Below are 21,639 nucleotides of genomic sequence, written 5' to 3' on the forward strand. Positions count from 1 at the left end.
AAACGTGTACGCAATCGTAACTTGTCACGGGACAGCGCCGACGCAACGCGCATCGGAGATCCTCATAAAAGCATCCACCGTCGCTATCTACACATGAATAAATTCAAGAAGCAAGTTAAAAAATGGTTGCCCCGGCGGGGGTAATTACATGGAAATATTTTCTATATCGTTGATTATATGCGCCGTTATCCGAAAAAATTGTGAAAAACCGTAATCGTTCGCGATAAAAATTCTCCATCCGGGAGCTGGTGGGTTGGGTGGGAATGGTGAGGTTGTGGCCGTCATGGGGTGGGAACTGGCAGGGCCAATCACAGGCGGCCGGTGGTCGGGGACCCGACTTTCCCACCTAACCACCGGCTGGATGCGTTCTCCCGGAGCCTGACCGCATTTTCGGTCAGGCTAGTGGGGGCGGGGGGAGAGGTCGACGCGGTTCCGGCCCGACTGCTTGGCGCGGTACAGGGCCTGGTCGGCGCGGCGGGTGAGGGTGTCCACGTCGTCGGATTGCGTCGACAGGGCGAGGCCGATGCTGCATGTGACCGGGAACTGGTGCTGGTCGAAGCCGATGGGGGCGTCGGCCACATGCCGGCGGATGCGTTCGCTGACGGACAGGGCCTCGGCCATCGGGACGTCGAACATCCGGCGGGCCAGGCGGGTGATGCGGTCGAACCGTTCCTCGGCCGGGGTGCCCAGCAGCCGGACCCGTTGGACGGCGGCGAGGCGTTGGGCATCGTGCGGAGTGTGGGGCGCGGGCGGCATGGGGCGATCCGTGCTGGGCGTGGTGTGTGGTGGCCTTCACGCTAGCCCGGTGCCGCGCCGGCTGGAAGATGACATGGCGGGAAGCACCCTTGCCGCCTGCGTGGGGGCGGAGCGGGGCACGGAGTGCGGGCAGGGGATGGAAATCCTGTTTTTTCGTGTTTCCGCAAAAAACAAACCAAACCCTACGGCGGATGGCGGCCAGGAATAAGGATATCCGGGCCCCCGGATCGGGCGATATGCTTGGCGCCATGTGAGGGGGAGGAGCGCGATGGCGGCGGGCGCGGACGGGACGCTGACGACGCGCGGGTTGACTGTGCGGCAGGCGCGGTTCGTCGCGGAATATCTGGTGGACCTGAACGCGACGCAGTCGGCGGTGCGGGCGGGGTATGGCGTGGGGTATGCGCGCCGGCACGCGTGGAAATTGCTGCGGTCGGCGCGGGTGATGGAGGCGATCCGGCAGGCGGAGGCGGCGCGGGAGGCGCGGACGAAGTTCAGCCAGGACCGGGTGATTGCGGAACTGACGCGGCTGGCGTTCTACGATGTCGGCACCATTGCCGCGCATCCGCTGAACGGGCCGGAGGATATTGCGACGTTGCCGGAGGAGGTGCGCGCGGCCGTGACGGGCTGGTCGTGGGACAAGGCGGGGAATTTTACGGTGCGGCTGGCGCCGCGCACGCCCAGCCTGGACCTGCTGGCGAAGCATTTCGGCCTGCTGAAGGATGTGAAGCAGCATCTGGGCCGAGACGGCAAGCCGGTGGACCCACCGGGCCTGTACACGGTCGTCGTCCGCTAGGCGCCTGACCGGACATGTGGGCTGGTGAGCGAGAGTGCCGCCGGCGCGCATTTACGGTCAGGCTCCAACAGGGGTGAAGGGGACGAGTGTCCCCTTCCGGGTGCGGGGCAGGGCCCTGCGAACAGATCGGGGAAAGACGATGATGCGACAGCACAAGGAACTGGCCGAGGGCGAGACGATTCCCGGCGAGACCCAGGATTTCGGCGTGGAAAAGCTGGCCGGTATCCAGAACCGGAAAACCGATGGCGGTATCCTGAAGGACCATGAGCGCGCGGCCGCCCCCGCGCCGCGCCCGCGTGGCGGGCGAATGGGGGTGGCGCCGCTGCCCGACCACGGCCCGCATCGCGTGGGGAAGGGGCGCTGAGGGCGCCGGTGCGGCGTGCTGGGGTATAATCGGGAGTCGGTGCCCACCATCCGGCGCTTCATGGAATCGGATGCCTTCATCAGGGGATTGATGGGGCCGTTCGGGTCCGGGAAAAGTTCCGGCTGTGTCTGGGAGATCGTGCTGCGGGGGTTGCGGCAGGCGCCGGGGGCGGATGGGGTGCGGCGGTCGCGCTGGGCGGTGATCCGCAATTCGTATCGCCAGCTTGAGGACACCACCATCCGCACCGTGCACCAGTGGTTTCCGCCGACGCGGTTCGGGCGGTGGAAGCCGACCGAGCATTCCTATGTGATCAACCGCATGGTGGCGGAGGGGGACGAGAAGCCGGCCGAGATCGAGCTGCTGTTTCGTGCGCTCGACCGGCCGGACCAGGTGGGGAACCTGCTGTCGCTGGAGCTGACCGGGGCGTGGGTGAACGAGGCCCGCGAGGTGCCGTGGGCGATCATCGAGGCGGTGCAGGGGCGCGTGGGGCGGTATCCGGCGCGGCGCGACGGCGGGGCGACGTGGTCGGGCGTGATCATGGATACCAACCCGCCGGATGCGGAATCGGACTGGTACCGGTTCTTCGAGGAAAAGGACCATCGGGAGGCGGTGGCGGCGCTGGCGCAGGTGATTCCGGGGATGAGCGTGGAGGGATTCGCGCGGATCTTTCGCCAGCCCAGCGGGCGGGCGGTGGAGGCCGAGAACCTGGACAATCTGCCGCCCGGTTACTACCAGCGGCTGGCGGTCGGGAAAAGCGACGAGTGGAACAAGGTTTATATCGACGGGGATTACGGGTTCGTCATGGAAGGGCGGCCGGTCTTCGGCGAATATAACGATGGGTTCCATTGCCGGGAGTGCCGGACGGTGCCGGCGCTGCCGGTGTATCGGGGGTGGGATTTCGGGCTGACGCCGGCCTGCGTCTTTACCCAGATGCTGCCCTCGGGCCAGTGGATCGTGGTGGACGAGCTGGTGTCGGACGCCATGGGGATCGAGCGGTTTGCCGAGATCGTGGCGCGGCATGCGGCGCAGCATTTTCCCGATACGCGGTTTGTCGATATCGGCGATCCGGCGGGGATGCAGAAGGCGCAGACCGACGAGCGGACCTGTTTCGAGATCCTGCATGCGCGGGGGATTGCCATCGAGCCGGGCATGCAGACGCTGGCGATCCGCCTGGAGAGCGTGCGGCGGCCGTTGCGCACGCTGCTGGACGGGGCGGCGCCGGGCTTTGTGCTGCATCCGCGCTGCACCACCACGCGGCGGGCGCTGATGGGCGGATACCAGTATCGGCGCATGCAGGTGAGTGGCGAACGCTATACCGACCGGCCGGAGAAGAACCGGTGGTCGCATGTGATGGACGCGCTGCAATACGTGGCGACGCGGCTGTTCGGCCCGGAACTGCGCGGGGCCGGCGGGGCGGAGGCGGACGATATCTGGCGGGACCTGCCCGATGACGGGCGGACGCGATCGAGCATTACGGGGTACTGACATGGCTGGACTGGTGATACCGGCGCATCTGGGGCTGGGGCGGCGGGATTGCCGCCAGTGCCGCCACCATGGCGTCGAGGGGAGCGATGTGGTCTGCCGGCGCTATCCGCCGCAGGTGACGGTGGTGCTGGTGCCGCAGGGGGCGCCGCGCGTGGGGCAACTGGCGCCGCAGCCCTTTGCCACCTTTCCGCCGGTGGTGCCCGAGCATGTGTGCGGCGAGTTCTCGCCCGGTGGGGAGGGACGCTGAGCATGGATGGGGAGGAGATGGACGGGCCGGTTGTGGACGGGTCGGTTGTGGACGGGCCGGGCGCGGATGGGCCCGACATGGAACTGGCGGCGCTGTTGCGCCGCTGGATCGAGATCCCGAACATTGCGGTGGAGCTGGACGAGGCGCGGCTGGGGCAGGTGGCCGACCGGGTGGCGCGGGACTGGCGGGCCGACGAGGCCACGCGTGCCGAGTGGAAGGAAAATTGCCGCCGCTGGCTGGACCTGGCGCAGCAGGTGGCCGAGCCGAAGACCTATCCCTGGCCCGGGGCATCGAACGTGATCTATCCGCTGCTGACGGTGGCGGCGGTGCAGTTTGCCGCGCGGGCCTATCCGGGCATCGTGCGCGACCGGGACGTGGTGCGCGGGACCGTGCTGGGCGACGATTCCGGGGTGCCGATGCCCGATCCTCTGCGGCCCGGGCAGGTGCTGACGGGGCCGGACGGGGCGCCGCTGTGGCTGGTGCCGCCGGGGGCGAAGCGGGCGCGGGCGACGGCGATCGGCCGGCATATGAGCTGGCAATTGCTGGACGAGATGGCGGAGTGGGAGGAGCAGACCGACAAGCTGCTGCTGAAACTGTCGATTGTCGGCACCATGTTCCGCAAGACCTATTTCGACCCCGCGTTGCAGCGCAATGTCAGCGAGACGGTCGACCCCTTGCGGCTGTGCATCGACTATCACGCCAAATCCTTTGCCACCGCGCCGCGGATTACCGAGGAGATCGATCTCTATCCTTGGGAGATCGAGGAGCAGATCCGTGCCGGGCTGTTCCTGGAGCAGGATTATGGCGGCAACCACGAGGCCGGCGAGGACAGCGATGCGCCGGTGACGTTCCTGGAGCAGCATCGGCGGCTGGACCTGGATGGGGACGGGTATGCCGAGCCCTATATCGTGACGATTGCCCGCGATTCCGGGAAGCTGGCGCGCATTGCCGCCGGGTTCGACATGGATGGGGTGATGTTCGATGCGCACGACCATCGTATCCGGCGGATCGAGGCGATTTCCTACTACACCAAATTCTCGTTTATTCCGTCGCCGGATTCCGCGATCTACGATATAGGATTCGGCACGCTGCTGCATCCCCTGAACGCGGCGGTGAATACCAGCCTGAACCAGATGTTCGATGCCGCCCATCTGGCCAATGCCGGGGGCGGGTTCGTGGGCTCCGGCATGTCGCTGAACACGGGGTCGGTGCGGTTTCAGGTCGGCGAATACAAGGTGGTGAATACGCCGGGTGCCACGCTGCGCGAGAACCTGGTGCCCTTGCAGTTTCCCGGGCCGAATCCGGTACTGTTCCAGCTTCTGGGGTTTCTGGTCGATGCCGGGCGGGAGATTGCCTCGGTCAAGGATATTCTCTCGGGCGCCATGCCGGGGGGGAATGTCTCCGGCATGCTGGGGCTGGCGGTGATCCAGCAGGGGCTGAAGGTCTTCAGTGCCATCTTCAAGCGGATTCATCGCAGTCTGGGCGGGGAGTTTCGCAAGCTCTACCGGTTGAACCGGCTGTATCTGCCCGACGAATCGGGCTTTCGGGACGGCAGCGCGTTCTTTCGCGTCACCCGCGCCGATTACGAGCAGGGGGGCGGGGTGGAACCGGTGTCGGACCCCGAGATCGTCACCGACATGCAGCAGCTGGCGCGCGCCAATTTCCTGCTCGCCTTCAAGGACGACCCGTGGTGCGACGGGCATGAAATCCGCCGCCGTGCCTTCGAGGCCGCCGCTATCGGGCTGGTGGACAAGGTGCTGCGGCCCGCGCCCGCGCCCGATCCGGTGGCCGTGGCACGGGCGGCGGAGCTGGACCTGCGGGCCCGGCGCGAGGCGCGGGAGATGGAGATGCGGGCGGGGAATGAGGCGGTGGAACAGGTCTCGACACTGGCTGAGGCGGCTTTGCGGCTGGCTCAGGCCCGGAAGGTCGAGCGGGGGTGAGGGATGTTCTTTTTTTGAAAAAAAAGAACCAAAAAAACTTTTGATCTGTTTGGGTTTGGTGGGGTTGGCGGGTTTGGGGTGACGGCGGGCGGTATTCCTGTATTTTTTTATAAAAGACTATGGATTTTTTGGAATACTGCCTCTCGATCCGGATGCTATAGCGAAACGTCTAAAAGTCTTTTTGCTTCTTTTTCTTCAGAAAAAGAAGAGCCACCAACAAAGGAATACTCCCCGATGAAACAGCGTCAGGCGATGTTGGAGGATCTGTCGGAGGAGGCGTTTTGGGCCTGGCGGCATCATCCGGTGACGCGGGCGGTGCGTCTGTTTCTGGCGGATTATGGCGAGAGCATCGAGCAGCGGATGCTGGGCCAGTGGCGGGCGGGGACGATCACGCTGGCGCAGGAGCATGAGGCGCGCGGGCGGGCGGCGCTGGCGGCCGAGATGGCCGAGCTGCAATGGGCGGCGATGCGGGCGTTTTACGGCCAGGGGCCGGGAGAGAAGGAGGGTGGCGATGCGTGAGGGACGCATTCTGAAATTCGACCAGCAGGAATTCGTGGTTTCGGACTGGGACGGGGTGAATCGGGCGGGGTATGTGCCGCTGGACGACAAGATCCTGGTGCTGGCGGATGTGCATGCCGAGATGACCAGCGGCGCGGTGCAGTTGCCGGCGGAATATGTGGAGCGCCAGACGCTGGCGGCCGAGCACGGCACCGTGATTGCGGTGGGGCCGGCGGCGTTTCGCTGGAACGACGACGGCACCCGGCAGTGGGTGGGGCGGATTCCGGCGGCGGGGGACCGGGTTTATTTCGAGCGATATGCCGGGCAGTTGCTGAAGGGCGAGGATGGGCGGCTGTATCGGCTGATGTCGCAGCGCTGCATTGCCGCGATCGCGGCGGCGGATGGCGGGGTGGCGGAGCAGGAAGGGGAGCTTGCATGATGGATGGGCGCGAAGAGGGCGTGGATGCGGGCGTGCATGTGGATGTGCATGCGGACGTGTCGCCGGAGGGCGGGAGCCCCGGGCAGGTGCGTGGGGACGATGCGCCGGAGGTGGCGGCGGCTGTGGAGGTGGATGCGGACCCGGAGGTCGAGGCGCAGGCGCGGCGAATGGGCTGGGTGCCGCGCGACGATTTTCGTGGCGATGCGGAGAAGTGGCGGCCGGCGCGGGATTTCCTGGACCGGGGGATGAACCTGCTGCCGGTGTTGCAGCAGCAATATCGGGCGCTGGATGGGCGCTATGCCAGCATGCAGGCGCAGTTGCGCGACAGCCAGAAGGCGCTGGCGGACCTGACCGAGCGGACGCGGCGGGCCGACGAGCGGGCGTATCAGCGGGCCGTGCGCGATATCGAGGGCCGGCGGCAGGCGGCGGTGGCCAGCGGGGATACGACCGCGTTTGCGGTGGCCGAGCGGGATTTGCAGGATCTGCGGGACACGGCGCCGTTGCCGGCGGCGGATGCGGTGGCGGCTCCTGCGCCGGTTCCGGTGGAGCGGGTGGAGGCGATGCCCACCGAGATCATGGATTTCGTGCAGGCGAATCCGTGGTTTTCGCGCAATGCGGAGGCGCGGCAGGATGCGATTGCGATCCAGTCGGCGGTGGACCGGCAGCATCCGGGGCTGAGCCTGGCGGAACGGCTGGAGATTACGCGGCGCAAGGTGCGGCAGTTGCATCCGGCCCTGTTCGAGAACAGGCGGCGGGAGGCGCCGCCGCCGGTGAGCCCGTCGCGTGGCGAGGGTGGGCGCGGGGGCAATCCGCGCGGGTTCGATGCGCTGCCGGCGGAGGCGCGGCGGGAATATGACCGCTATGCCCGCGCGCTGTCGGGCAAGGGCAAGCCGCTGACGAAGGACGAGTGGGCCGGTTATTACTGGGAGAACGAAGCATGAGCGAGGACACACGCGGGCGCGTGCCGCTGAACGAGGCGGCGCGGAGCCGGGCGGCGCAGGGGGCTGCATCGGGTGGTGGTGCGGGTGGTGGTGCGCCGGGGGCGGCGGGGCGGCGTGTGCCCTCGCGCCGGCCGTTCGGACTGCGGGAGCAGAAGCTGGCGTACCCGGATCGCCAGGGGTACCATCGGCACTGGTTCAACGACGAGCCGGGGCGGATCGCGCGGGCCGGGGATGCGGGCTATGCCCAGGTGATGGACGAATCGGGAAAACCCGTGAGCATGACAGTGGGTGTCGCGCGCGGGGGCGGGGCGCAGATTGCGTACTTGATGGAGATCCCGGCCGAGTGGTATCGGGAAGACATGGCCGCGCAGGAATCGGGACATCGGGAATTGATGGACCAGATCAGGGAAGGGCGCGTGCCCGGCGGGCCGACCGGGGCGGACCGGCAGGCGCAGTATGTGCCGCGGGATGTCGGGATTTCGATCCGGGAGGAGCGGCGGTAGGAAGGGGTTCTTTTTTGAAAAAAAGAACCAAAAAACTTTTGATTTTTTGGGTTCGGGTTCCGGCGTGAGGTAGGGCGGAGCTTGGACCGGCGTTTTTGATCTGATAAAGACTATGGATTTTTAGGAATACAGCCTCGCCACCCGGGTGGTAGAGCTAAACTTTCAAAAGTCTTTTTGCTTCTTTTTCTTCAGAAAAAGAAGAACCCAGGCAGCACAACAGGCAAGGACGACCCGGCGGGCGCATCACGCGTCTGCCGCCCTTTCACCCGTGCAGAGGTCTGCCCGATGAATTCCAATACTCCATTCGGCCTGCGGCCGATGGCTTATGCGTCCGGCGCGCCGTATGCCGGCGGTGTGCAGGTTTATTATGTGCCGGCGAGCAATCCGACGCCGTTGTTCCTGGGCGATCCGCTGGTGGTTCTGTCGGGGGCGGATGCCAATGGCGTGCCGGCGGTGGGGATTGCCGCTGCCGGGGCGTCCGGCGTGATCACCGGGGCGATGCAGGGCATTGCCAGCAATGCCGGCGAGTTGGTGCTGCCGCTGTTGCAGAACCAGGCGCCGTATCTGCCGGCGGGGCAGGCGGCCTATGTCTATGTGGCCGACGATCCGAATCTGGTGTTTGCGGTGCAGGAGGATTCGGTGGGGGGCGCGCTGGCAGCCAGTGCGGCCTCGGGTAATGTCGACCTGGTGGCCGGGGCGGGATCGACCGTGTCCGCCCAGTCGGGCTGGCAGATCCAGTCCAGCAGTGCCGGGACGGCGGCCACGGGGCAGATGCGCATTCTGCGGGCGTATCAGGCGATCGACAATGCGATCGGCGCCAATGCGAAGTGGCTGTGCCGCATCAATCTTCATTCCATCACCAGTACGCTCGGCGTCTGAGGAGTTCGATCAATGGCCATCATTACGACGGGCGCCCATCCCAAGGCCCTGTGGCCCGGCATCAAGGCCTGGTGGGGGCGCAGCTATGACGAGCATCGCGTCGAATATATGGATCTGTTTGACAAGCAGACCTCGGACAAGGCGTATGAGGAGGAGGTCGAGATCACCGGCTTCGGCCTGGCGCCGGTGAAGCCGCAGGGGCAGCAGATCTATTACGACACGGAATCGCAGGGGGCGGTCAGCCGGTTTACCCATGTCGCCTACGCGCTGGGCTATATCGTGACCTACGAGGAGCTGCGCGACAATCTGTACGAGGCGGTGTCGAAGCGCAGGGCGGCGCAGCTGGCGTTTTCGATGCGCCAGACCAAGGAAAACGTGCTGGCCGGGATCTATAACATGGCGTTCTCGGCCGGGGCGCTGGGGGGCGACGGGGCGCCGCTGATCTCGGACAGTCATCCGACGCTGGCGGGCAGCCAGTCGAACCTGCTGGGGACGGCGGCGGACCTGTCGGAGGCGGCGATCGAGGATCTGACGGTGCAGATCATGCAGTGCCAGAACAATCGGGGGATGCGGATCTCGGCGCTGCCGCGCACGCTCAACGTGCCGTCGGCGCTGTGGTTCGAGGCCAACCGGGTGTGCAACTCGGTCCTGCAGAACGATACGGCGAACAATGCCATCAACGTGCTGCGCGCCACCAATGCGTTCCCCGAAGGTATCAAGCTGAACCATTACTTCACCAGCCAGACGGCATGGTTCATCCGGACCAATGTGCCGAATTCGCTGACCTATTACGAGCGGGATCCGATCTCGTTCGATCAGGACAACGATTTCGACACGCGGAATGCCAAGGCGGCCTGCTACGAGCGCTATTCCGGCTATTGGGCGGATTGGCGGGGGTTGTATGGGACACCTGGGGTTTGAGGGAAGAGTCTTCTTTTTCTGAAGAAAAAGAAGCAAAAAGACTTTTATTTGTTTGGTGTAGAACGGGCGGGTAAAGGTCTTTTTCCTTAACGATAAAAAGTTTTTTGGTTCTTTTTTTCAAAAAAGAACAGAACGCTTCCAAATGGAGAAGACCAGATGACCAAACGCAAACCGACCCCCGTCACCCCCCGCCGCGCCGGCGTGGTGGAGGTGCACCACCATTACCACGGCACCATGCCGGCCGAGCCGAAGGCCAAGCCGGTGCCGGTTCGCCGCAAGCCGGCGCCGACGCGCCGGGGCTGACGGAGTGCGCGCAGCCGGCGGTGCCGGCTGCGCCTGGGTGCCGGGAGGGTTGAATGGCGGATGTGACGAATGTTCAGGTGATTGCGAACGGTCCGCGCAACCTGATCGTCAGGGTGACGGATGTGAGCGACGGCACCGGGCTGGCGGCGATGAAGATCGTGGATGCGCAATCCATGGTGTTTTCGGTCGGCGGAGAGGCGCCCGGCGTGCATCTGAAGGTGCGGCGCATTGTCTATGACGTGCACGGCATGGTGGCGCGGCTGCAATGGGATGCGGCGGAGCCGGTGGACCTGGCGACGCTGTCGGGCTTCGGGCATCTGGATTTTCGCCGTTTCCAGGGCATTCCCAATCCGAGGGCGCCGGGGGCGAGCGGGTCGATCCTGCTGACGACGATGGGAGCCGTGGCGGGCAGCACGGTTACGATCGACCTCGAGATGATCAAGGGTGTGCCGCAATCGTGACGGGAGAGGCGGTGTGAGCGAGCCCTGGCGCTATCGGCCCGGCGACCATTACGTGCTGGACGACCTGTCGGGTTTCAAGATCCGGCGGTCGCGGGCGCGCACCATCCCCGGGGGGCAGACCGGGCAGGCGCTGGTGGATGGGCGGCGGTGGGAGGCGCAGCAGCCGCAGGATTTCGTGCGCGGGGTGGCGGACGAGCAGGGTGTGGATGTGGCGCGTCCGCGCCAGGAAAACCGGTTTGTCGTGGTGGGGACCAGTGTGAGCGCGCCGGTTGCCGCCGGCGGTGCCGTGGTGCCGGTCGTGTCGAACTGCGGGTTTGCGGTCGGCGACCGGATCCAGGTCATGCTCGACCGGGGCGAGAATGTCGTGGCGACGATCGTGGCGGTCGGTGGGGGAACGCTGGAGATCGCGCCCGCATTGCCGGGTGCGGTGGGGTTTCTGGGCGGAGGGATGGAGAACATGGTTCTGAAATTGGTGCCGGATTCGTCTTCATCCTTTCTGCCGTCTGAGGGCGGCGTATGACGACCGGCGGGAGCGCGGGCTGGAACCCCGGGATTGCCGATATCATCAACGGTGCGCTGCGGCTGATCGGTGCGATTGCCAGCGGGGAGGTGCCGCCGGCGAACGAATACCAGGATGCGCTGTCGTCGCTGAACGGGCTGATCAAGGCGTGGCAGGCGTCGGGCGTGCATGTCTGGGCGCAGGCCGAGGGGACGGTGTTTCTCCAGCCCGGGCAGGCGCAGTATGGCATCGGCGTGGGCAGCACCGACCATGCCGCGCAATCCTATGCCGGCACGACGGCGAGTGTGCCGGCGGCGGCGGGGGCCGCGCAGGTGACGGTGGCGACGGTGGCCGGCATCGAGGCCGGGAGCCGGATCGGGATCGGCCTGGATGCGGGGGGCCTGTTCTGGACGTCCGTGCTGTCGGTGGCGGGTAGTACGGTCTATCTGGCGTCGGTTCTGCCTGGGCCGGTGTCGGCGGGGGCGATGGTGATCGGCTGTGGCGCGCCGCTGGCGCGGCCGTTGAAGGTGATCGGGGCGCGGGCCGTCGTTCTGGTGACCGGGGTGGAGACGCCGCTGATCCCGATGTCGCGGCTGGATTATGCGAACCTGTCGGGCAAGGGGGCGCCCGGTGGGGTGCCGGCGCAATATTTCTATGATCCGCAGTTGGAAAACGGGATCTTCAGTGTCTATCCGGCGCCGGTGGATGCGGGGATTGCGGTGACGTTTACGTGCCAGCGGCCGTTGCAGGATGTCGCCGGTGCGGCCGATAGCGCCGATGTGCCGCAGGAATGGATTTCCGCGTTGCGCTTTGCGCTGGCGGTGGAACTGGCGCCGGAATATGACTGCCCGGCCCAGCGTTTCGAGATGCTGAAGGCGATGGCGGCGGAGAAATTCGCCGTGGTTGCGCAGTGGGATCGGGAGCCGGCGGGTACCGGCACCTCTTCGTTCAGTCAGCCGGTCTATCAGATTATTGCCGGGGCGCTGCGGCTGTGCGGGGCCGTGGGGGCGCAGGATGTGCCTCGGCTGGGGCTGGTGGAGAACGCTTTTGCCGCGCTGAATGCGATGGTGCAGGGGTGGCAGGTCAGCGGGCTGCATGTGTGGGCGCAGACCGAGGGGGTGCTGTTTCTTCAGGCGGGGCAGGGGAAGTATGCGATTGGGGCGACTTCGGCCGATCATGCTTCGCAGGGGTTTGTGCAGGGGCAGCTTGGTGGGGCTGCTGCGGCTGGCGCCGTGGTGCTGTCCGGCGTGTCTGGCGGCGGGTTTGCGGTGGGCAATCCGGTCGGGGTTGTGCTGGGTGACGGGACCGCGTTCTGGAGCGTTATTGCGGCGGTGTCTGCGGGTGGGGTGACGCTGGCGCAGCCTTTGCCGTCTTCGGCGGGGGCTGGGGCGCTGGTGGTGTCTTATGCCACGGCTTTTGCGCGGCCGTTGCGGGTGATCGGGGCGCGGGTGGTGGATCTGGGGTCGGGGGTGGAGACGCCGCTGATTCCGATGTCGCGGCTGGATTATGCGAATTTGTCGGGGAAGGCGGTGCCGGGGGGGAATCCGGCGCAGTTTTTCTATGACCCTCAGCTTGAGCTGGGGGCGTTGAGTGTTTATCCGGCGCCGGCTTCCGGGCTGAGTGTGGTGAAGTTTACGGCGCAGCGGCAGTTGGTGGCGTTTGAGACCCTGGCGTCGGTACCGGATTTTCCGCCGGAATGGCTGGCGGCGTTGCGCTTTGGCCTGGCGGTGGAGATTGCGGCGGAATATGACTGTCCGGCCGAGAAGCTGGCGGGGCTGAAGCAGGCATTCGACGAGAAATTTGCCGTTGTGACGCGCTGGGATAGCGAGGCGCAGGGGACGAGCACGTCGCCGTTCGGTCAGCCGGTTTACCAGATGATCGCGGGGGCGTTGCGGCTGTGTGGGGCCGTGGGGGCGCAGGATGTGCCGCGGCTGGGGCTGGTGGAGAATGCGTTCATCTCGCTGAATGCGATGGTGCAGGGGTGGCAGGCTTCGGGGATTCATGTGTGGGCCGAGGAGGAGTGCACCCTGTTCCTGCAACCGGGGCAGGTGCGGTATCTGATCGGTGCCGGGTCGCCGGATGCGGTGGCGGTCGGCAGCCAATGCGTCGAGACGGTGCTGGCGGCGGATGGGGCGGCGGCGCAGGTGACGGTGGGGGCGGCGGGTGCTGTTGCCGCCGGCTGGCGGGTCGGCATCTGGCTGGATGGCGGGCGGGTGTTCTGGACCAGCATTGCGGCGGTTGCGGGAGGAGGGCTGACGCTGGCCGCCGCATTGCCGTCCGCAGCGTCGGCCGGGGCGCGGGTCGTGGCCTATCCGGCGCCGATGGTGCGGCCGTTGCGGGTGCCGGCGGCGCGGCGGCGCCAGTTCGCGGGGGCGGGGGGGCAGGCGATCGAGATCCCGCTCGTGCCGATGTCGCGCCTGGATTACGCGAATATTCCCAACAAGACGGTGCCGGGCGTGGTGACGCAGTTCTTCTATGACCCGCAGTTGGGGGCGGGGGTGCTGCATGTGTGGCCTGCGCCCTCGGACAATGGCAGTGCGGTGGCCTTTACCGCGCAGCGGCCGCTGGTGCCGTTTGCCGACCTGTCTTCGGTGCCGGATTTTCCGGACGAGTGGCTGGCGGCGATGCGCTGGAACCTGGCGGTGGAACTGTGGCCCGAATATAACGGATCGGGGAAAATGGCAGGAAATACGGCGCAGTATGCGGTGCTGAAGCAGGAGGCCGTCAGCAGGCTGATGGTGGCGCAGGGCTGGGACCGGGAGTCGCAATCGGTGCTGTTCGGGGCCGGTGCGGGGCCGGCCGGGCGCGCGGGGTAACGGCGATGGCGGTCCAGCAGGTGGCATTTGCCGCGCAATCGTACCAGGCGCATTCGGTGGCGCTGGATGCGCAGCGCTGCGTCAATTTCTATGCCGAATATGCGCCGAAGGATGCCAAGGCGCCGGTGCCGGTCTGGGGCTGTCCGGGCATGGTGGCGTTTGCGCAGTGCGGGGCGGGGCCGGTCTGGGGCATGTGCCTGATGGGCGGGGCGCTGTATGTGGTCTCGGGCCAGGCGCTGTACCGGGTCGATGCCGACGGGTCGAGCGTCGTGCTGGGGGCGACCTGGGTGACGGGGCCGGTGTCGATGGATACCAACGGCACCGACCTGGTGTGGGTGGATGGGGAATCCGGCTGGTCCTATTCGGTGGCCGGGGGCGTGCAGCGGATTGTCGACGAGAATTTCTATCCGGCGGATTTGGTCGTCTATTTCGATACCTATTTCGTCTTCAACCGGTCCGGGACGCAGGAATTCTTTCTCTCGCCGCAGGAGGGGGTGACGCCGTTCGACGGGACGATGTTCGCCTCCAAGGAGGCCACGGCCGACCCGCTGCTGGCGATCGTGAATTCGCACGAGCAGCTCTATCTGTTCGGCGCGGCGCGGACCGAGATCTGGTACGATGCGGGGAGTGCCGCGCCGTCCTTTCCGTTCCAGCGGTTCGACGGGGCGTTCATCCAGCGGGGCATCGCCGGGACGCATGCGCATTGCCTGGAGGATAATACCGTCTTCTTCCTGGGCGATGACGGGATGTTCTATCGGTTGTCCGGCTATCAGCCGCAGCGGATTTCGACCCATGCGATCGAGGGGGCGTGGCAGGCCTATCCCACGCGGGCGGATGCGCGGTGCTTCAGCTATACGCTGGAGGGGCATAAATTCGTCACCCTGCTGTTTCCCTCGGCTGCCGCGACCTGGGTGTACGACGTGGCGACCGGCCTGTGGCACGAGCGGGAATCCTGGGCCGGCAGCGATGCCGGCAGTTCGATCGGCCGCTGGCGGGCCAATTGCGCGATCATGGCCCATGGGCGGGTGCTGGTCGGCGATTGCCTGAGCGGCACGGTCGGGGCGCTGAATCCGCTGGTCTATACCGAGCTGGGGGCGACCATGCGCGGGCTGCTGGCCGCGCCGCCGGTGCAGGGGCTGCGCGGGCGGGTCTTCATGCGGCGGTTCGAGCTGGATGTGGAGACCGGGGTCGGGCTGCCCGGCTCGGCCCCGGCGCGCAGCGTGACCTACCAGCCGCAGGGGGTGGGCATTACGACGCCCGTGGCGCTGACGCGGTCCGCCGCGCCGGAGGGCATGGCGCCGGCGCTGGCGAACCTGCTGGTCAGCCTGTGGGTGGACCTGCCGGACGATGGGGCGCCGCGCGGGCTGATGCTGGGCAATGGGGAGGCGACGGACGGCCAGCCGGGTTTTTTTGTCGGCATCGCCAATGACGATACGCAGGCCGGGGCGCAGATCGTGGTGCGTGCCACGGACGTGCTGGGGCGGGCGATCGTGACGGCCTGCTATGGTTTTGCCGGCTGGGGGGCGGGGTGGGTGAACCTGATCCTGTCGCTGTCGCCGGGCGCGCAGCAGGTGCAGCTTCTTGCGGATGGGGTGGCGCTGGTGCCGGCCTCGGTCGTGTGGTCGTCGGCGGCGCCGATCGGCAATCCTGCCGGGCAGGGCTGGCAGGTTGCGCCGTGGGCCGGCGTCGCGGGGCCGCAGGGCGTGGTGGTGGCGTCGCAGTTCGGTGGCCATACGCCGGCATCGGCGGCGACGGAGCAGGGCTGGTCGAATACCGCGCCGATGCCCGACCGGTTCGGCAACATGCTGTCGTTCCTCGGCGAGAGCATCGACGCGGTGTCGCAGGCCGGCGCGGTGGCGTGGACCCTGGCCCAGAGCACCGTGAACACGGATGTCCTCGCCCTGGTCTCGGGCGTTCCTCTGAACGGCACCAGTGTCGGCATCAATGCCGTGTCGCCGCTGCTGGGGGGACAGTATCTGGCGGTCGGGGTGCAGAATGCCATCTACTGGTCGGGGGTCGCGCTCTACGAGGTCAATGACGGGGCGGCGCCGACATTCAGGGGGTTCGTCTATTGCCTGGGCTTCGCGGCCGGGGCGACGTTCTATGGCAGCAACCCGTGCTTCCTGGCCGGGTCGCAGACGATCGACGATCCGATCCTGTCCTATCAGGCGGCCTATCCCGCGTCGGTGCGCGTCGTGCTGGTCTTCCCCAGTATTGCCCAGATCCTTGGCAGCGCGCTGAGGAGTGGCGGCTTTGGCGCGATGTATCCGGCGCTGGGCAATACCGCGACCTGGGGCGCGTGCCAGGTGCCGACGATCCGCTATTTCTATCCCGCGCAGCTGGGGACCAACCTTCTGCCGCAGAACGGCTATAACGGCAATGTCGGGTTCTTTCTGCCGGACGGCGACGGCGGGACCAACCATTACCTGTATTTCAATCGCGGCGACATCGCGGCCAATGCCAGCGCCGGCATCAACGCCAATGCGGAGTTGCAGGCGGTAATTGGTCCTGCATATCCGCAGGGGGCGATGGTGCGGATCGCGATGGGCGTGGTCAGTTACGACGCGCTGGCGGCGGCGCATTTTGCCGGTAACGGCAATAACAGCTTCGCCGGCACGATGCCGATGTACGGCATCGACAACGCAAGCTGGACGGATGCGGCGGGCGCGGCACAGATTCCGTTTGCCGACGAACATACCTATATCGCCAACGGGCTGGCGGGGGGTACGGACGTCTATGGCGGGCAGGTGGGGCTGACGCCGGTTTCGGGGACGTCGGACTGGCTGGTGACGTTCCTGATGGTCGGCCTTTCCGACAGTGCGGCCAATCGCGGCAATGCCGCCCTGTGGGACCGGGTGCGGGTGTTCCATTATTCCGCCGGCCGGGCGATGCAGCTGGGCGCGCCGGCTTCGGGGCTGGCCTATGCCGCGACCGACTGGGCGGGATTTTCGCTGGGGGCGTGGGCCGATTTCAACGCCGTGGCCTATGTCGGTGCCGGGGCGGTGACGATCTGCGGCAACATGCAGGCGGGGGCGGGGGCTTATCCCTTTCCCAAGGGGACCCAGTACCAGACGCGGTTCGGCACCCTGTCCTTTGCCATGGCGCGGCTGGCCGACCTGTTCGTGGGAACGCCCGCGCAGTTCGTGGACCTGTCGGTGCCGGCGAATGTGGCGCTGTTCCTGGCCGATAACGGGGGCGCGCGCTATCTGGCGGCCGACGGATCGAACGTGCTGGGCGTGGCGCCGCCGGTGTTCCTGACCGTCGGTCCGGGGGCGCCCGTGGCCTCGTTTGCCGATAATGGCGGGTCGGGGGGCGGGTTTGCGGCGACGGGGCTGATCGTGGCGGCGGGGTCGAACCCGCCCGGCAGCACCTGGCAGGAATCGCTGCCGGCCGAACCCGGCAGTCCGGCGGGTGCCGACCCGCTGATCATGCTCGACTGGTCGGATGACGGGGCGCGGAGCTGGAGTGCGCTACGGCTGTGCCGGTCCATGGGGCGGCAGGGCGAGTATCTGACGCGGCTGCGCTGGCTGAAGCTGGGGCAGGCGCGGCAGCGGGTGTTGCGGTTGCAGGTGACGGACCCGGTGCGGCGCAACCTGATCGGCTTCTACCTGGACACCGAAGCGGGGATGGACTGATGCCGACGGCGCCGCGCCAGACCCTGCCGGTGGGGGACTGGCCGTTCGTGGATATCGCGACCGGCCGGCTGACGCTTTCGGCCTATCAGTTCCTCGCGCGGCTTCAGGCCGGGTCCAGCGGGTCGATCCGCAACCTGTCGGTGATTGCCGAGGCGCTGGGGGTGCCGGTGGCGGAGATTCCCGCCGACGGGGCGGTGTCCGTGATCCTGCCCGCGTCCTTTCCGCCGCCCCCGCCCCTGCCGGCGGGGCGGGAGGAGCGCCTGGCGGCGATGCCGGCGGGCGTGCCGCGCCCTGTCGCGCCTGCCATGCCGGTGCTGCCGGTTGGGCCGGCGCGGCCGGTGGACGTGCTGGTGCTGCATCATGGGGCGCGGGTGATGGACGGGTTCGGCGCCCCGGCGGGCCGGGTCGCGGGATGGGTGGGCGATATCTTCCTGCAACGGGACGGCGGGCCCGCGGGGGCGGTGTGGGCCAAGCAGTCGGGCGCCGGGACGGCGACCGGCTGGGCGGCGCTGGGGCAGGCGGCCGGCGTGGGCGGCGTGCTGCCGCTGGTCAACGGGAACATGGCGCCGGTCGGCATGCTGTCCGACCCGGCGGGACAGACAATCGGGGTGCCGATCTGATGGGCAACAGCACGCTGATTACCGATTATCTCGGCTATGGCACCGTCGCCGCGCGGCCGGCGGAGCCGAACCTGCCGGCGGGTTGCCTCGGCGTCTATTACGCCACCGATACCGGGCAGATCCAGGTGTGGAACGGGGCGTGGCAGCAATGGGCGCCGTCGGCCATTTCCTTCGCCGGCGGGCTGGCGGCGGCGGGCAACGGGCAGGGGACGGCGACCGTCGTGTCGTCGGACGTCAATCTGTTCACCACCGTTGCCGCGGGCACCGGGGCGGTGCTGGCGGCGGGACCGGCGGGCAGCTGGCGCAAGGTGCTGAACCGGGGTGCCGCCGCGCTGCTGGTCTATCCGCCCCCGGGCGCGGTGATCGACGCGCTGGCGGCGGGGGCGGCCGTGACCATCGTGCCCGGCGGGGGCGCCACCTTCTGGCAGAACAGTGCAACGCAATGGTATTCGGAATGAAGACGGGCATGACGATCCTGGCCGGCGCGCTGGCGCTGGCGCCGTATGCCGCCGGCCCGGCACGGGCGCAGGTGGCGGGGCCGGTGGGGCATGGCGAGATTCCGTCCTGCCCCGACGGCGGCGGCAACCATCTGAACTATGTCGCCGCGACCGGGAGCTTCGCCTGCGGCGTGACGGGCGCGCCCTGGACGGGGGCGATGGTCACGCTTTCGGCGAATGCGGGGATGGCGAACACCAACAGCAGCTTCGTGCAGATCAGCGCATGGAATAGCAAGATTCTCGACACGTCGTCCTTCTGGTCGGCCGCGGCGCCGGGGCTGTTCACGATTCCGGCCGGGGTGGGCAAGGTGCGGGTCACGCTGTCGATCGGGCAGTCGGGCATCGGGAACAACCAGTTCGTGGTGCAGCGGAACGGCGCGACGGCTGCCGGGTCGTTCCGGCTCACGGTCCCGAGCGGCTACAGCAATGACGGGGTGAACGGCAGTTCGGGCATCATTGCCGTGGCACCGGGCGATACGATCGGGGTGGCCTATGCCTCGACATCGAGCTTTACCCTGCTGGCCGATCCCACCACCTGGTTCCAGATCGAAGCCGTACCCTGACCGGAAATGCGCGCTGGTGGCGATCCGACGCGTGTCCGCTGTGCGCCGAGGCTCACGGCCATTCAGGCCGCTCCGCTCCGGTGCTCGGAAACACACGACGGGCGCGGCCCTTTGGGCCGCTCTCGCTCACCAGCCCACATTTCCGGCCAGGGTCCTGGGGTGCGGGGGTGGGTCTTGACCCCGTTGCCTGTGCCGGCCCACCTTCCCCCGTCGTGGGGCCGGGAGTGGGCCCTCCGTTTCATGACGCGGGATGACGAGACAATGGATCTGATCGAGGTTCTCCAGCATCGCTATACGGCCAAGGCCTACAATCCGGACCGGCGCCTGCCGGAGGAGATCGTGGCGCAGCTGATGGCGGCGCTGCGCTTCAGCCCGTCTTCGGTCAATGCCCAGCCCTGGCATTTCATCGTTGCCGGCGACGAGGCGGGCAAGGCGCGGGTGGCCAAGGGGGCGGCCGGGCCGTTTGCCTATAATGCGCCGAAGATCCTCAATGCCTCGCACGTGGTGCTGCTGTGCGCGCGTACGACCCTGCCGCCGGAGCATCTGCAGGCGGTGCTGGACCAGGAGCAGGCGGATGGCCGCTTTGCCGGCGAGGAGGCCCGCGAGGGGCAGCGCAAGACGCGGGCCGGCTATGTCGCGCTGCACGAGCAGGCGGGCGACCTGGGCATGTGGACGCAGAAACAGGCCTATATCGCGCTGGGCTTCCTGCTGCTGGCCGCCGGCACGCTGGGGGTGGATGCGACGCCGATGGAAGGGTTCGACGCCGAGGCGCTGGATGGGGCGTTCGGCCTGACGGACAAGGGGCTGGCGCCCGCCGTGATCGTGGCGCTGGGCTATCATTCCGACGCCGACTTCAACGCGAAGCTGCCGAAATCGCGGCTGGCGGACAGCGTGGTGTTCTCGCGCGCCTGATGGCCGCGCGGACCGGGCGGGTGTCGTCCGGGCCGGCCCGCGGGGCGTTCTTACGATCTTATTCCGGGAAGCGTTCATGACCACCCTGTCCGGCGCCGATGCGCGCGACGCCGATCTGGCTGCCCAGTACGAGGCCTATCCCTATCCCGAGCGCAATCCGCGCGACGAGGCGAAGCGGCTGCTGATCGGCAGCCCCAGCCATCTGCGCGAGATCGATTACTGGGTGTTCGGCGCCCGCCGGCCCCAGGCGGTGCCGCTGCGGGCGCTGGTGGCCGGGTGCGGCACCGGGGACGGCGCGATCATGCTGGCCACGCATCTGGCGCGTGCCGGGCGGGCGGGGGAGGTCGTGTGCGTCGATCGCTCCACCCATGCGCTGGGCATTGTCCGCGCGCGGGCCGAGGCGCGGGGGCTGGGGAATATCCGCTTCGTCCACGGGTCGCTGAACGCGCTGGAAGAGCTGGATCCGGGCCTGTTCGACTATATCGATTGCTGCGGCGTGCTGCATCATCTGCCCGACCCGCCGGCGGTGCTGCGTGGGCTGGAGGGGCTGCTGGCGCCCGGCGGGGGGATGGGGCTGATGGTCTATGCCCCCTATGGGCGCACCGGCGTCTACATGATGCAGGAGGCGCTGGAGATTCTGGCACCGCATGGCCAGAAGCCGGCGGAGCGGCTGGGTACGGCCAAGCGTGTGATGGCCGCCCTGCCGGCCACGGCCTGGCTGCGGCAGAACGGCAATTTCGGCGACCATCTGACCGGCGGCGATGCCGGGTTGTACGACCTGCTGCTGAATCCGCGCGACCGGGCCTATACGATTGCGGCCTTTCTCGACCTGCTCGACATGGCGGGGCTGGAGCCTGCCTGCCTGATGGAGCCCGCGCGCTACGACCCCGCGCTGTTCCTGCCCAATCCGCGCCTGCGCGCGCGGGTGGCGGAACTGGGCTGGCGAGAGCGGGCGAGCGTGGCTGAGGCGCTGACGGGCAACATGGCCACCCATGTGGCGTATGTGGTGCGCAAGGGCGCGCGGGTGGTGCCGCCCGATTGCTGCGACAGGGAAGTGGTGCCGGTGATGCGCGAGATCCCCGGTGCCGAGCTGGCGCGGCAGATCAGCCCCGACGGGATACTGCCCTTTGCCTTCGGCACGCTGACCGTGCCGGTGCCCGTGCCGCCGCAGATGCGGACCATCCTGCCGCTGGTGGACGGCACGCGCAGCGTGGGGGCGCTGGCGGGGCTGATGGCCGGGAACGGGATGGACGAGGCCAGGTTCTTCAAGGTCTGGCGCGCGGGGTTTGCCGTGCTGGAGAGCCTGAACCGGCTGCTGCTGCGCCCCGCGTAGGAGGCTGACCGTAAATGATCGGGGTGCGGGGCCTCGGGCCCTGCCGGGGCCGGGCAGTGCCCGGATTTGCCGGCTTCGCACGGATGCAGGCGTATCATGCCGGTATCGAAAAGGGTTGCCCTAAAATACCGGTGCTTTGAAACCCGGGCCGCCGCGTGGCGTATTGAGGCGGAGTTCTGTCCGGATACCGGCTCACCCCTGCTGTCGCGGCCGCCATGGCCGCCTGTATCGGGA

The 21,639-nt window shown here is 67.5% G+C and carries 22 protein-coding genes; 21 read left to right on the forward strand and 1 reads right to left on the reverse strand.

Annotated features, from left to right (window positions below; translation table 11 throughout):
• Window positions 1-399 precede the first annotated feature (399 nt).
• The gene (locus tag HLH27_RS11290; RefSeq protein WP_182950142.1) at window positions 400-756 is read right to left on the reverse strand and encodes a GGDEF domain-containing protein; all 357 of its coding nucleotides are present in this window, start codon (window positions 754-756) and stop codon (window positions 400-402) included.
• Window positions 757-1,024: 268 nt separating this feature from the next.
• Here HLH27_RS11290 and HLH27_RS11295 point away from each other — a divergent pair, with 268 nt between their 5' ends.
• The 21 genes from HLH27_RS11295 to HLH27_RS11395 all read left to right on the forward strand — a co-directional run bounded on the left by HLH27_RS11295 (window position 1,025) and on the right by HLH27_RS11395 (window position 21,405).
• Window positions 1,025-1,549: a terminase small subunit gene (locus HLH27_RS11295; RefSeq protein ID WP_182950143.1), complete on the forward strand. Its 525-nt coding sequence runs from the start codon at window positions 1,025-1,027 to the stop codon at window positions 1,547-1,549.
• Between the two features lie 139 nt (window positions 1,550-1,688).
• Complete coding sequence (locus tag HLH27_RS11300) at window positions 1,689-1,913, forward strand: hypothetical protein (RefSeq protein ID WP_182950144.1); 225 nt, start codon at window positions 1,689-1,691, stop codon at window positions 1,911-1,913.
• 15 nt (window positions 1,914-1,928) lie between these two features.
• Entirely contained in the window at window positions 1,929-3,398 is a 1,470-nt protein-coding gene (locus tag HLH27_RS11305) for a hypothetical protein (protein ID WP_338029890.1), read from the forward strand.
• 1 nt (window position 3,399) lies between these two features.
• A complete protein-coding gene (locus HLH27_RS11310) occupies window positions 3,400-3,645 on the forward strand; it encodes a hypothetical protein (protein ID WP_182950145.1) in 246 nt (81 codons plus the stop codon).
• Between the two features lie 2 nt (window positions 3,646-3,647).
• Window positions 3,648-5,585, forward strand: coding sequence for a co-chaperone GroES (locus tag HLH27_RS11315; RefSeq protein WP_246375806.1), 1,938 nt, complete (start codon window positions 3,648-3,650; stop codon window positions 5,583-5,585).
• A 234-nt stretch (window positions 5,586-5,819) separates the two neighbouring features.
• Window positions 5,820-6,104 carry a hypothetical protein gene (locus tag HLH27_RS11320; RefSeq protein ID WP_182950273.1) on the forward strand — a complete coding sequence of 95 codons (285 nt, stop codon included), beginning with the start codon at window positions 5,820-5,822 and terminating at the stop codon, window positions 6,102-6,104.
• Window positions 6,097-6,522 (forward strand): co-chaperone GroES, encoded by a 426-nt coding sequence (locus HLH27_RS11325; RefSeq protein WP_182950146.1) that lies wholly within the window; start codon window positions 6,097-6,099, stop codon window positions 6,520-6,522. Before HLH27_RS11320 ends, HLH27_RS11325 begins: the two co-directional genes overlap by 8 nt.
• Window positions 6,519-7,463, forward strand: a complete 945-nt coding sequence (locus tag HLH27_RS11330) for a hypothetical protein (RefSeq protein WP_182950147.1) — start codon at window positions 6,519-6,521, stop codon at window positions 7,461-7,463. The genes HLH27_RS11325 and HLH27_RS11330 overlap by 4 nt, the downstream gene beginning before the upstream one ends.
• Window positions 7,460-7,966 carry a hypothetical protein gene (locus HLH27_RS11335; RefSeq protein ID WP_182950148.1) on the forward strand — a complete coding sequence of 169 codons (507 nt, stop codon included), beginning with the start codon at window positions 7,460-7,462 and terminating at the stop codon, window positions 7,964-7,966. The genes HLH27_RS11330 and HLH27_RS11335 overlap by 4 nt, the downstream gene beginning before the upstream one ends.
• 285 nt (window positions 7,967-8,251) lie before the next feature.
• The gene (locus HLH27_RS11340) at window positions 8,252-8,845 is read left to right on the forward strand and encodes a hypothetical protein (protein WP_182950149.1); all 594 of its coding nucleotides are present in this window, start codon (window positions 8,252-8,254) and stop codon (window positions 8,843-8,845) included.
• Between the two features lie 12 nt (window positions 8,846-8,857).
• A complete protein-coding gene (locus HLH27_RS11345) occupies window positions 8,858-9,766 on the forward strand; it encodes a phage major capsid protein (RefSeq protein WP_182950150.1) in 909 nt (302 codons plus the stop codon).
• 156 nt (window positions 9,767-9,922) lie between these two features.
• Window positions 9,923-10,069 carry a hypothetical protein gene (locus HLH27_RS11350; RefSeq protein WP_182950151.1) on the forward strand — a complete coding sequence of 49 codons (147 nt, stop codon included), beginning with the start codon at window positions 9,923-9,925 and terminating at the stop codon, window positions 10,067-10,069.
• 53 nt (window positions 10,070-10,122) lie between these two features.
• Window positions 10,123-10,530 carry a hypothetical protein gene (locus HLH27_RS11355; RefSeq protein WP_182950152.1) on the forward strand — a complete coding sequence of 136 codons (408 nt, stop codon included), beginning with the start codon at window positions 10,123-10,125 and terminating at the stop codon, window positions 10,528-10,530.
• Between the two features lie 13 nt (window positions 10,531-10,543).
• The gene (locus HLH27_RS11360) at window positions 10,544-11,050 is read left to right on the forward strand and encodes a hypothetical protein (RefSeq protein ID WP_182950153.1); all 507 of its coding nucleotides are present in this window, start codon (window positions 10,544-10,546) and stop codon (window positions 11,048-11,050) included.
• Window positions 11,047-13,845 carry a phage adaptor protein gene (locus HLH27_RS11365; protein WP_246375807.1) on the forward strand — a complete coding sequence of 933 codons (2,799 nt, stop codon included), beginning with the start codon at window positions 11,047-11,049 and terminating at the stop codon, window positions 13,843-13,845. Before HLH27_RS11360 ends, HLH27_RS11365 begins: the two co-directional genes overlap by 4 nt.
• 5 nt (window positions 13,846-13,850) lie before the next feature.
• Window positions 13,851-17,480, forward strand: coding sequence for a hypothetical protein (locus HLH27_RS11370; RefSeq protein WP_182950154.1), 3,630 nt, complete (start codon window positions 13,851-13,853; stop codon window positions 17,478-17,480).
• Entirely contained in the window at window positions 17,480-18,100 is a 621-nt protein-coding gene (locus HLH27_RS11375) for a hypothetical protein (RefSeq protein ID WP_182950155.1), read from the forward strand. The genes HLH27_RS11370 and HLH27_RS11375 overlap by 1 nt, the downstream gene beginning before the upstream one ends.
• The gene (locus tag HLH27_RS11380; RefSeq protein WP_182950156.1) at window positions 18,100-18,558 is read left to right on the forward strand and encodes a hypothetical protein; all 459 of its coding nucleotides are present in this window, start codon (window positions 18,100-18,102) and stop codon (window positions 18,556-18,558) included. The genes HLH27_RS11375 and HLH27_RS11380 overlap by 1 nt, the downstream gene beginning before the upstream one ends.
• Window positions 18,555-19,160: a hypothetical protein gene (locus HLH27_RS17065; protein WP_246375809.1), complete on the forward strand. Its 606-nt coding sequence runs from the start codon at window positions 18,555-18,557 to the stop codon at window positions 19,158-19,160. The genes HLH27_RS11380 and HLH27_RS17065 overlap by 4 nt, the downstream gene beginning before the upstream one ends.
• A 261-nt stretch (window positions 19,161-19,421) precedes the next feature.
• The gene (gene nfsB, locus HLH27_RS11390) at window positions 19,422-20,072 is read left to right on the forward strand and encodes an oxygen-insensitive NAD(P)H nitroreductase (protein ID WP_182950157.1); all 651 of its coding nucleotides are present in this window, start codon (window positions 19,422-19,424) and stop codon (window positions 20,070-20,072) included.
• A gap of 76 nt (window positions 20,073-20,148) precedes the next feature.
• A complete protein-coding gene (locus tag HLH27_RS11395; protein ID WP_182950158.1) occupies window positions 20,149-21,405 on the forward strand; it encodes a class I SAM-dependent methyltransferase in 1,257 nt (418 codons plus the stop codon).
• Window positions 21,406-21,639 lie beyond the last annotated feature (234 nt).

Origin of the sequence: Gluconacetobacter takamatsuzukensis, from assembly GCF_014174275.1 — a bacterium.
Classification (GTDB): domain Bacteria; phylum Pseudomonadota; class Alphaproteobacteria; order Acetobacterales; family Acetobacteraceae; genus Gluconacetobacter; species Gluconacetobacter takamatsuzukensis.

What these genes read in the sequence shown, in the direction of transcription:
- HLH27_RS11330 (WP_182950147.1), top strand. Translation starts at nt 6,519, where the DNA reads ATGATGGATGGGCGCGAAGAGGGCGTGGATGCGGGCGTGCATGTGGAT.
- HLH27_RS11345 (WP_182950150.1), top strand. Translation starts at nt 8,858, where the DNA reads ATGGCCATCATTACGACGGGCGCCCATCCCAAGGCCCTGTGGCCCGGC.
- HLH27_RS11335 (WP_182950148.1), top strand. Translation starts at nt 7,460, where the DNA reads ATGAGCGAGGACACACGCGGGCGCGTGCCGCTGAACGAGGCGGCGCGG.
- nfsB (WP_182950157.1), top strand. Translation starts at nt 19,422, where the DNA reads ATGGATCTGATCGAGGTTCTCCAGCATCGCTATACGGCCAAGGCCTAC.
- HLH27_RS11300 (WP_182950144.1), top strand. Translation starts at nt 1,689, where the DNA reads ATGATGCGACAGCACAAGGAACTGGCCGAGGGCGAGACGATTCCCGGC.
- HLH27_RS11325 (WP_182950146.1), top strand. Translation starts at nt 6,097, where the DNA reads ATGCGTGAGGGACGCATTCTGAAATTCGACCAGCAGGAATTCGTGGTT.
- HLH27_RS11350 (WP_182950151.1), top strand. Translation starts at nt 9,923, where the DNA reads ATGACCAAACGCAAACCGACCCCCGTCACCCCCCGCCGCGCCGGCGTG.
- HLH27_RS17065 (WP_246375809.1), top strand. Translation starts at nt 18,555, where the DNA reads ATGAAGACGGGCATGACGATCCTGGCCGGCGCGCTGGCGCTGGCGCCG.
- HLH27_RS11355 (WP_182950152.1), top strand. Translation starts at nt 10,123, where the DNA reads ATGGCGGATGTGACGAATGTTCAGGTGATTGCGAACGGTCCGCGCAAC.
- HLH27_RS11370 (WP_182950154.1), top strand. Translation starts at nt 13,851, where the DNA reads ATGGCGGTCCAGCAGGTGGCATTTGCCGCGCAATCGTACCAGGCGCAT.
- HLH27_RS11320 (WP_182950273.1), top strand. Translation starts at nt 5,820, where the DNA reads ATGAAACAGCGTCAGGCGATGTTGGAGGATCTGTCGGAGGAGGCGTTT.
- HLH27_RS11380 (WP_182950156.1), top strand. Translation starts at nt 18,100, where the DNA reads ATGGGCAACAGCACGCTGATTACCGATTATCTCGGCTATGGCACCGTC.
- HLH27_RS11295 (WP_182950143.1), top strand. Translation starts at nt 1,025, where the DNA reads ATGGCGGCGGGCGCGGACGGGACGCTGACGACGCGCGGGTTGACTGTG.
- HLH27_RS11365 (WP_246375807.1), top strand. Translation starts at nt 11,047, where the DNA reads ATGACGACCGGCGGGAGCGCGGGCTGGAACCCCGGGATTGCCGATATC.
- HLH27_RS11395 (WP_182950158.1), top strand. Translation starts at nt 20,149, where the DNA reads ATGACCACCCTGTCCGGCGCCGATGCGCGCGACGCCGATCTGGCTGCC.
- HLH27_RS11290 (WP_182950142.1), bottom strand. Translation starts at nt 756, where the DNA reads ATGCCGCCCGCGCCCCACACTCCGCACGATGCCCAACGCCTCGCCGCC.
- HLH27_RS11340 (WP_182950149.1), top strand. Translation starts at nt 8,252, where the DNA reads ATGAATTCCAATACTCCATTCGGCCTGCGGCCGATGGCTTATGCGTCC.
- HLH27_RS11375 (WP_182950155.1), top strand. Translation starts at nt 17,480, where the DNA reads ATGCCGACGGCGCCGCGCCAGACCCTGCCGGTGGGGGACTGGCCGTTC.
- HLH27_RS11310 (WP_182950145.1), top strand. Translation starts at nt 3,400, where the DNA reads ATGGCTGGACTGGTGATACCGGCGCATCTGGGGCTGGGGCGGCGGGAT.
- HLH27_RS11315 (WP_246375806.1), top strand. Translation starts at nt 3,648, where the DNA reads ATGGATGGGGAGGAGATGGACGGGCCGGTTGTGGACGGGTCGGTTGTG.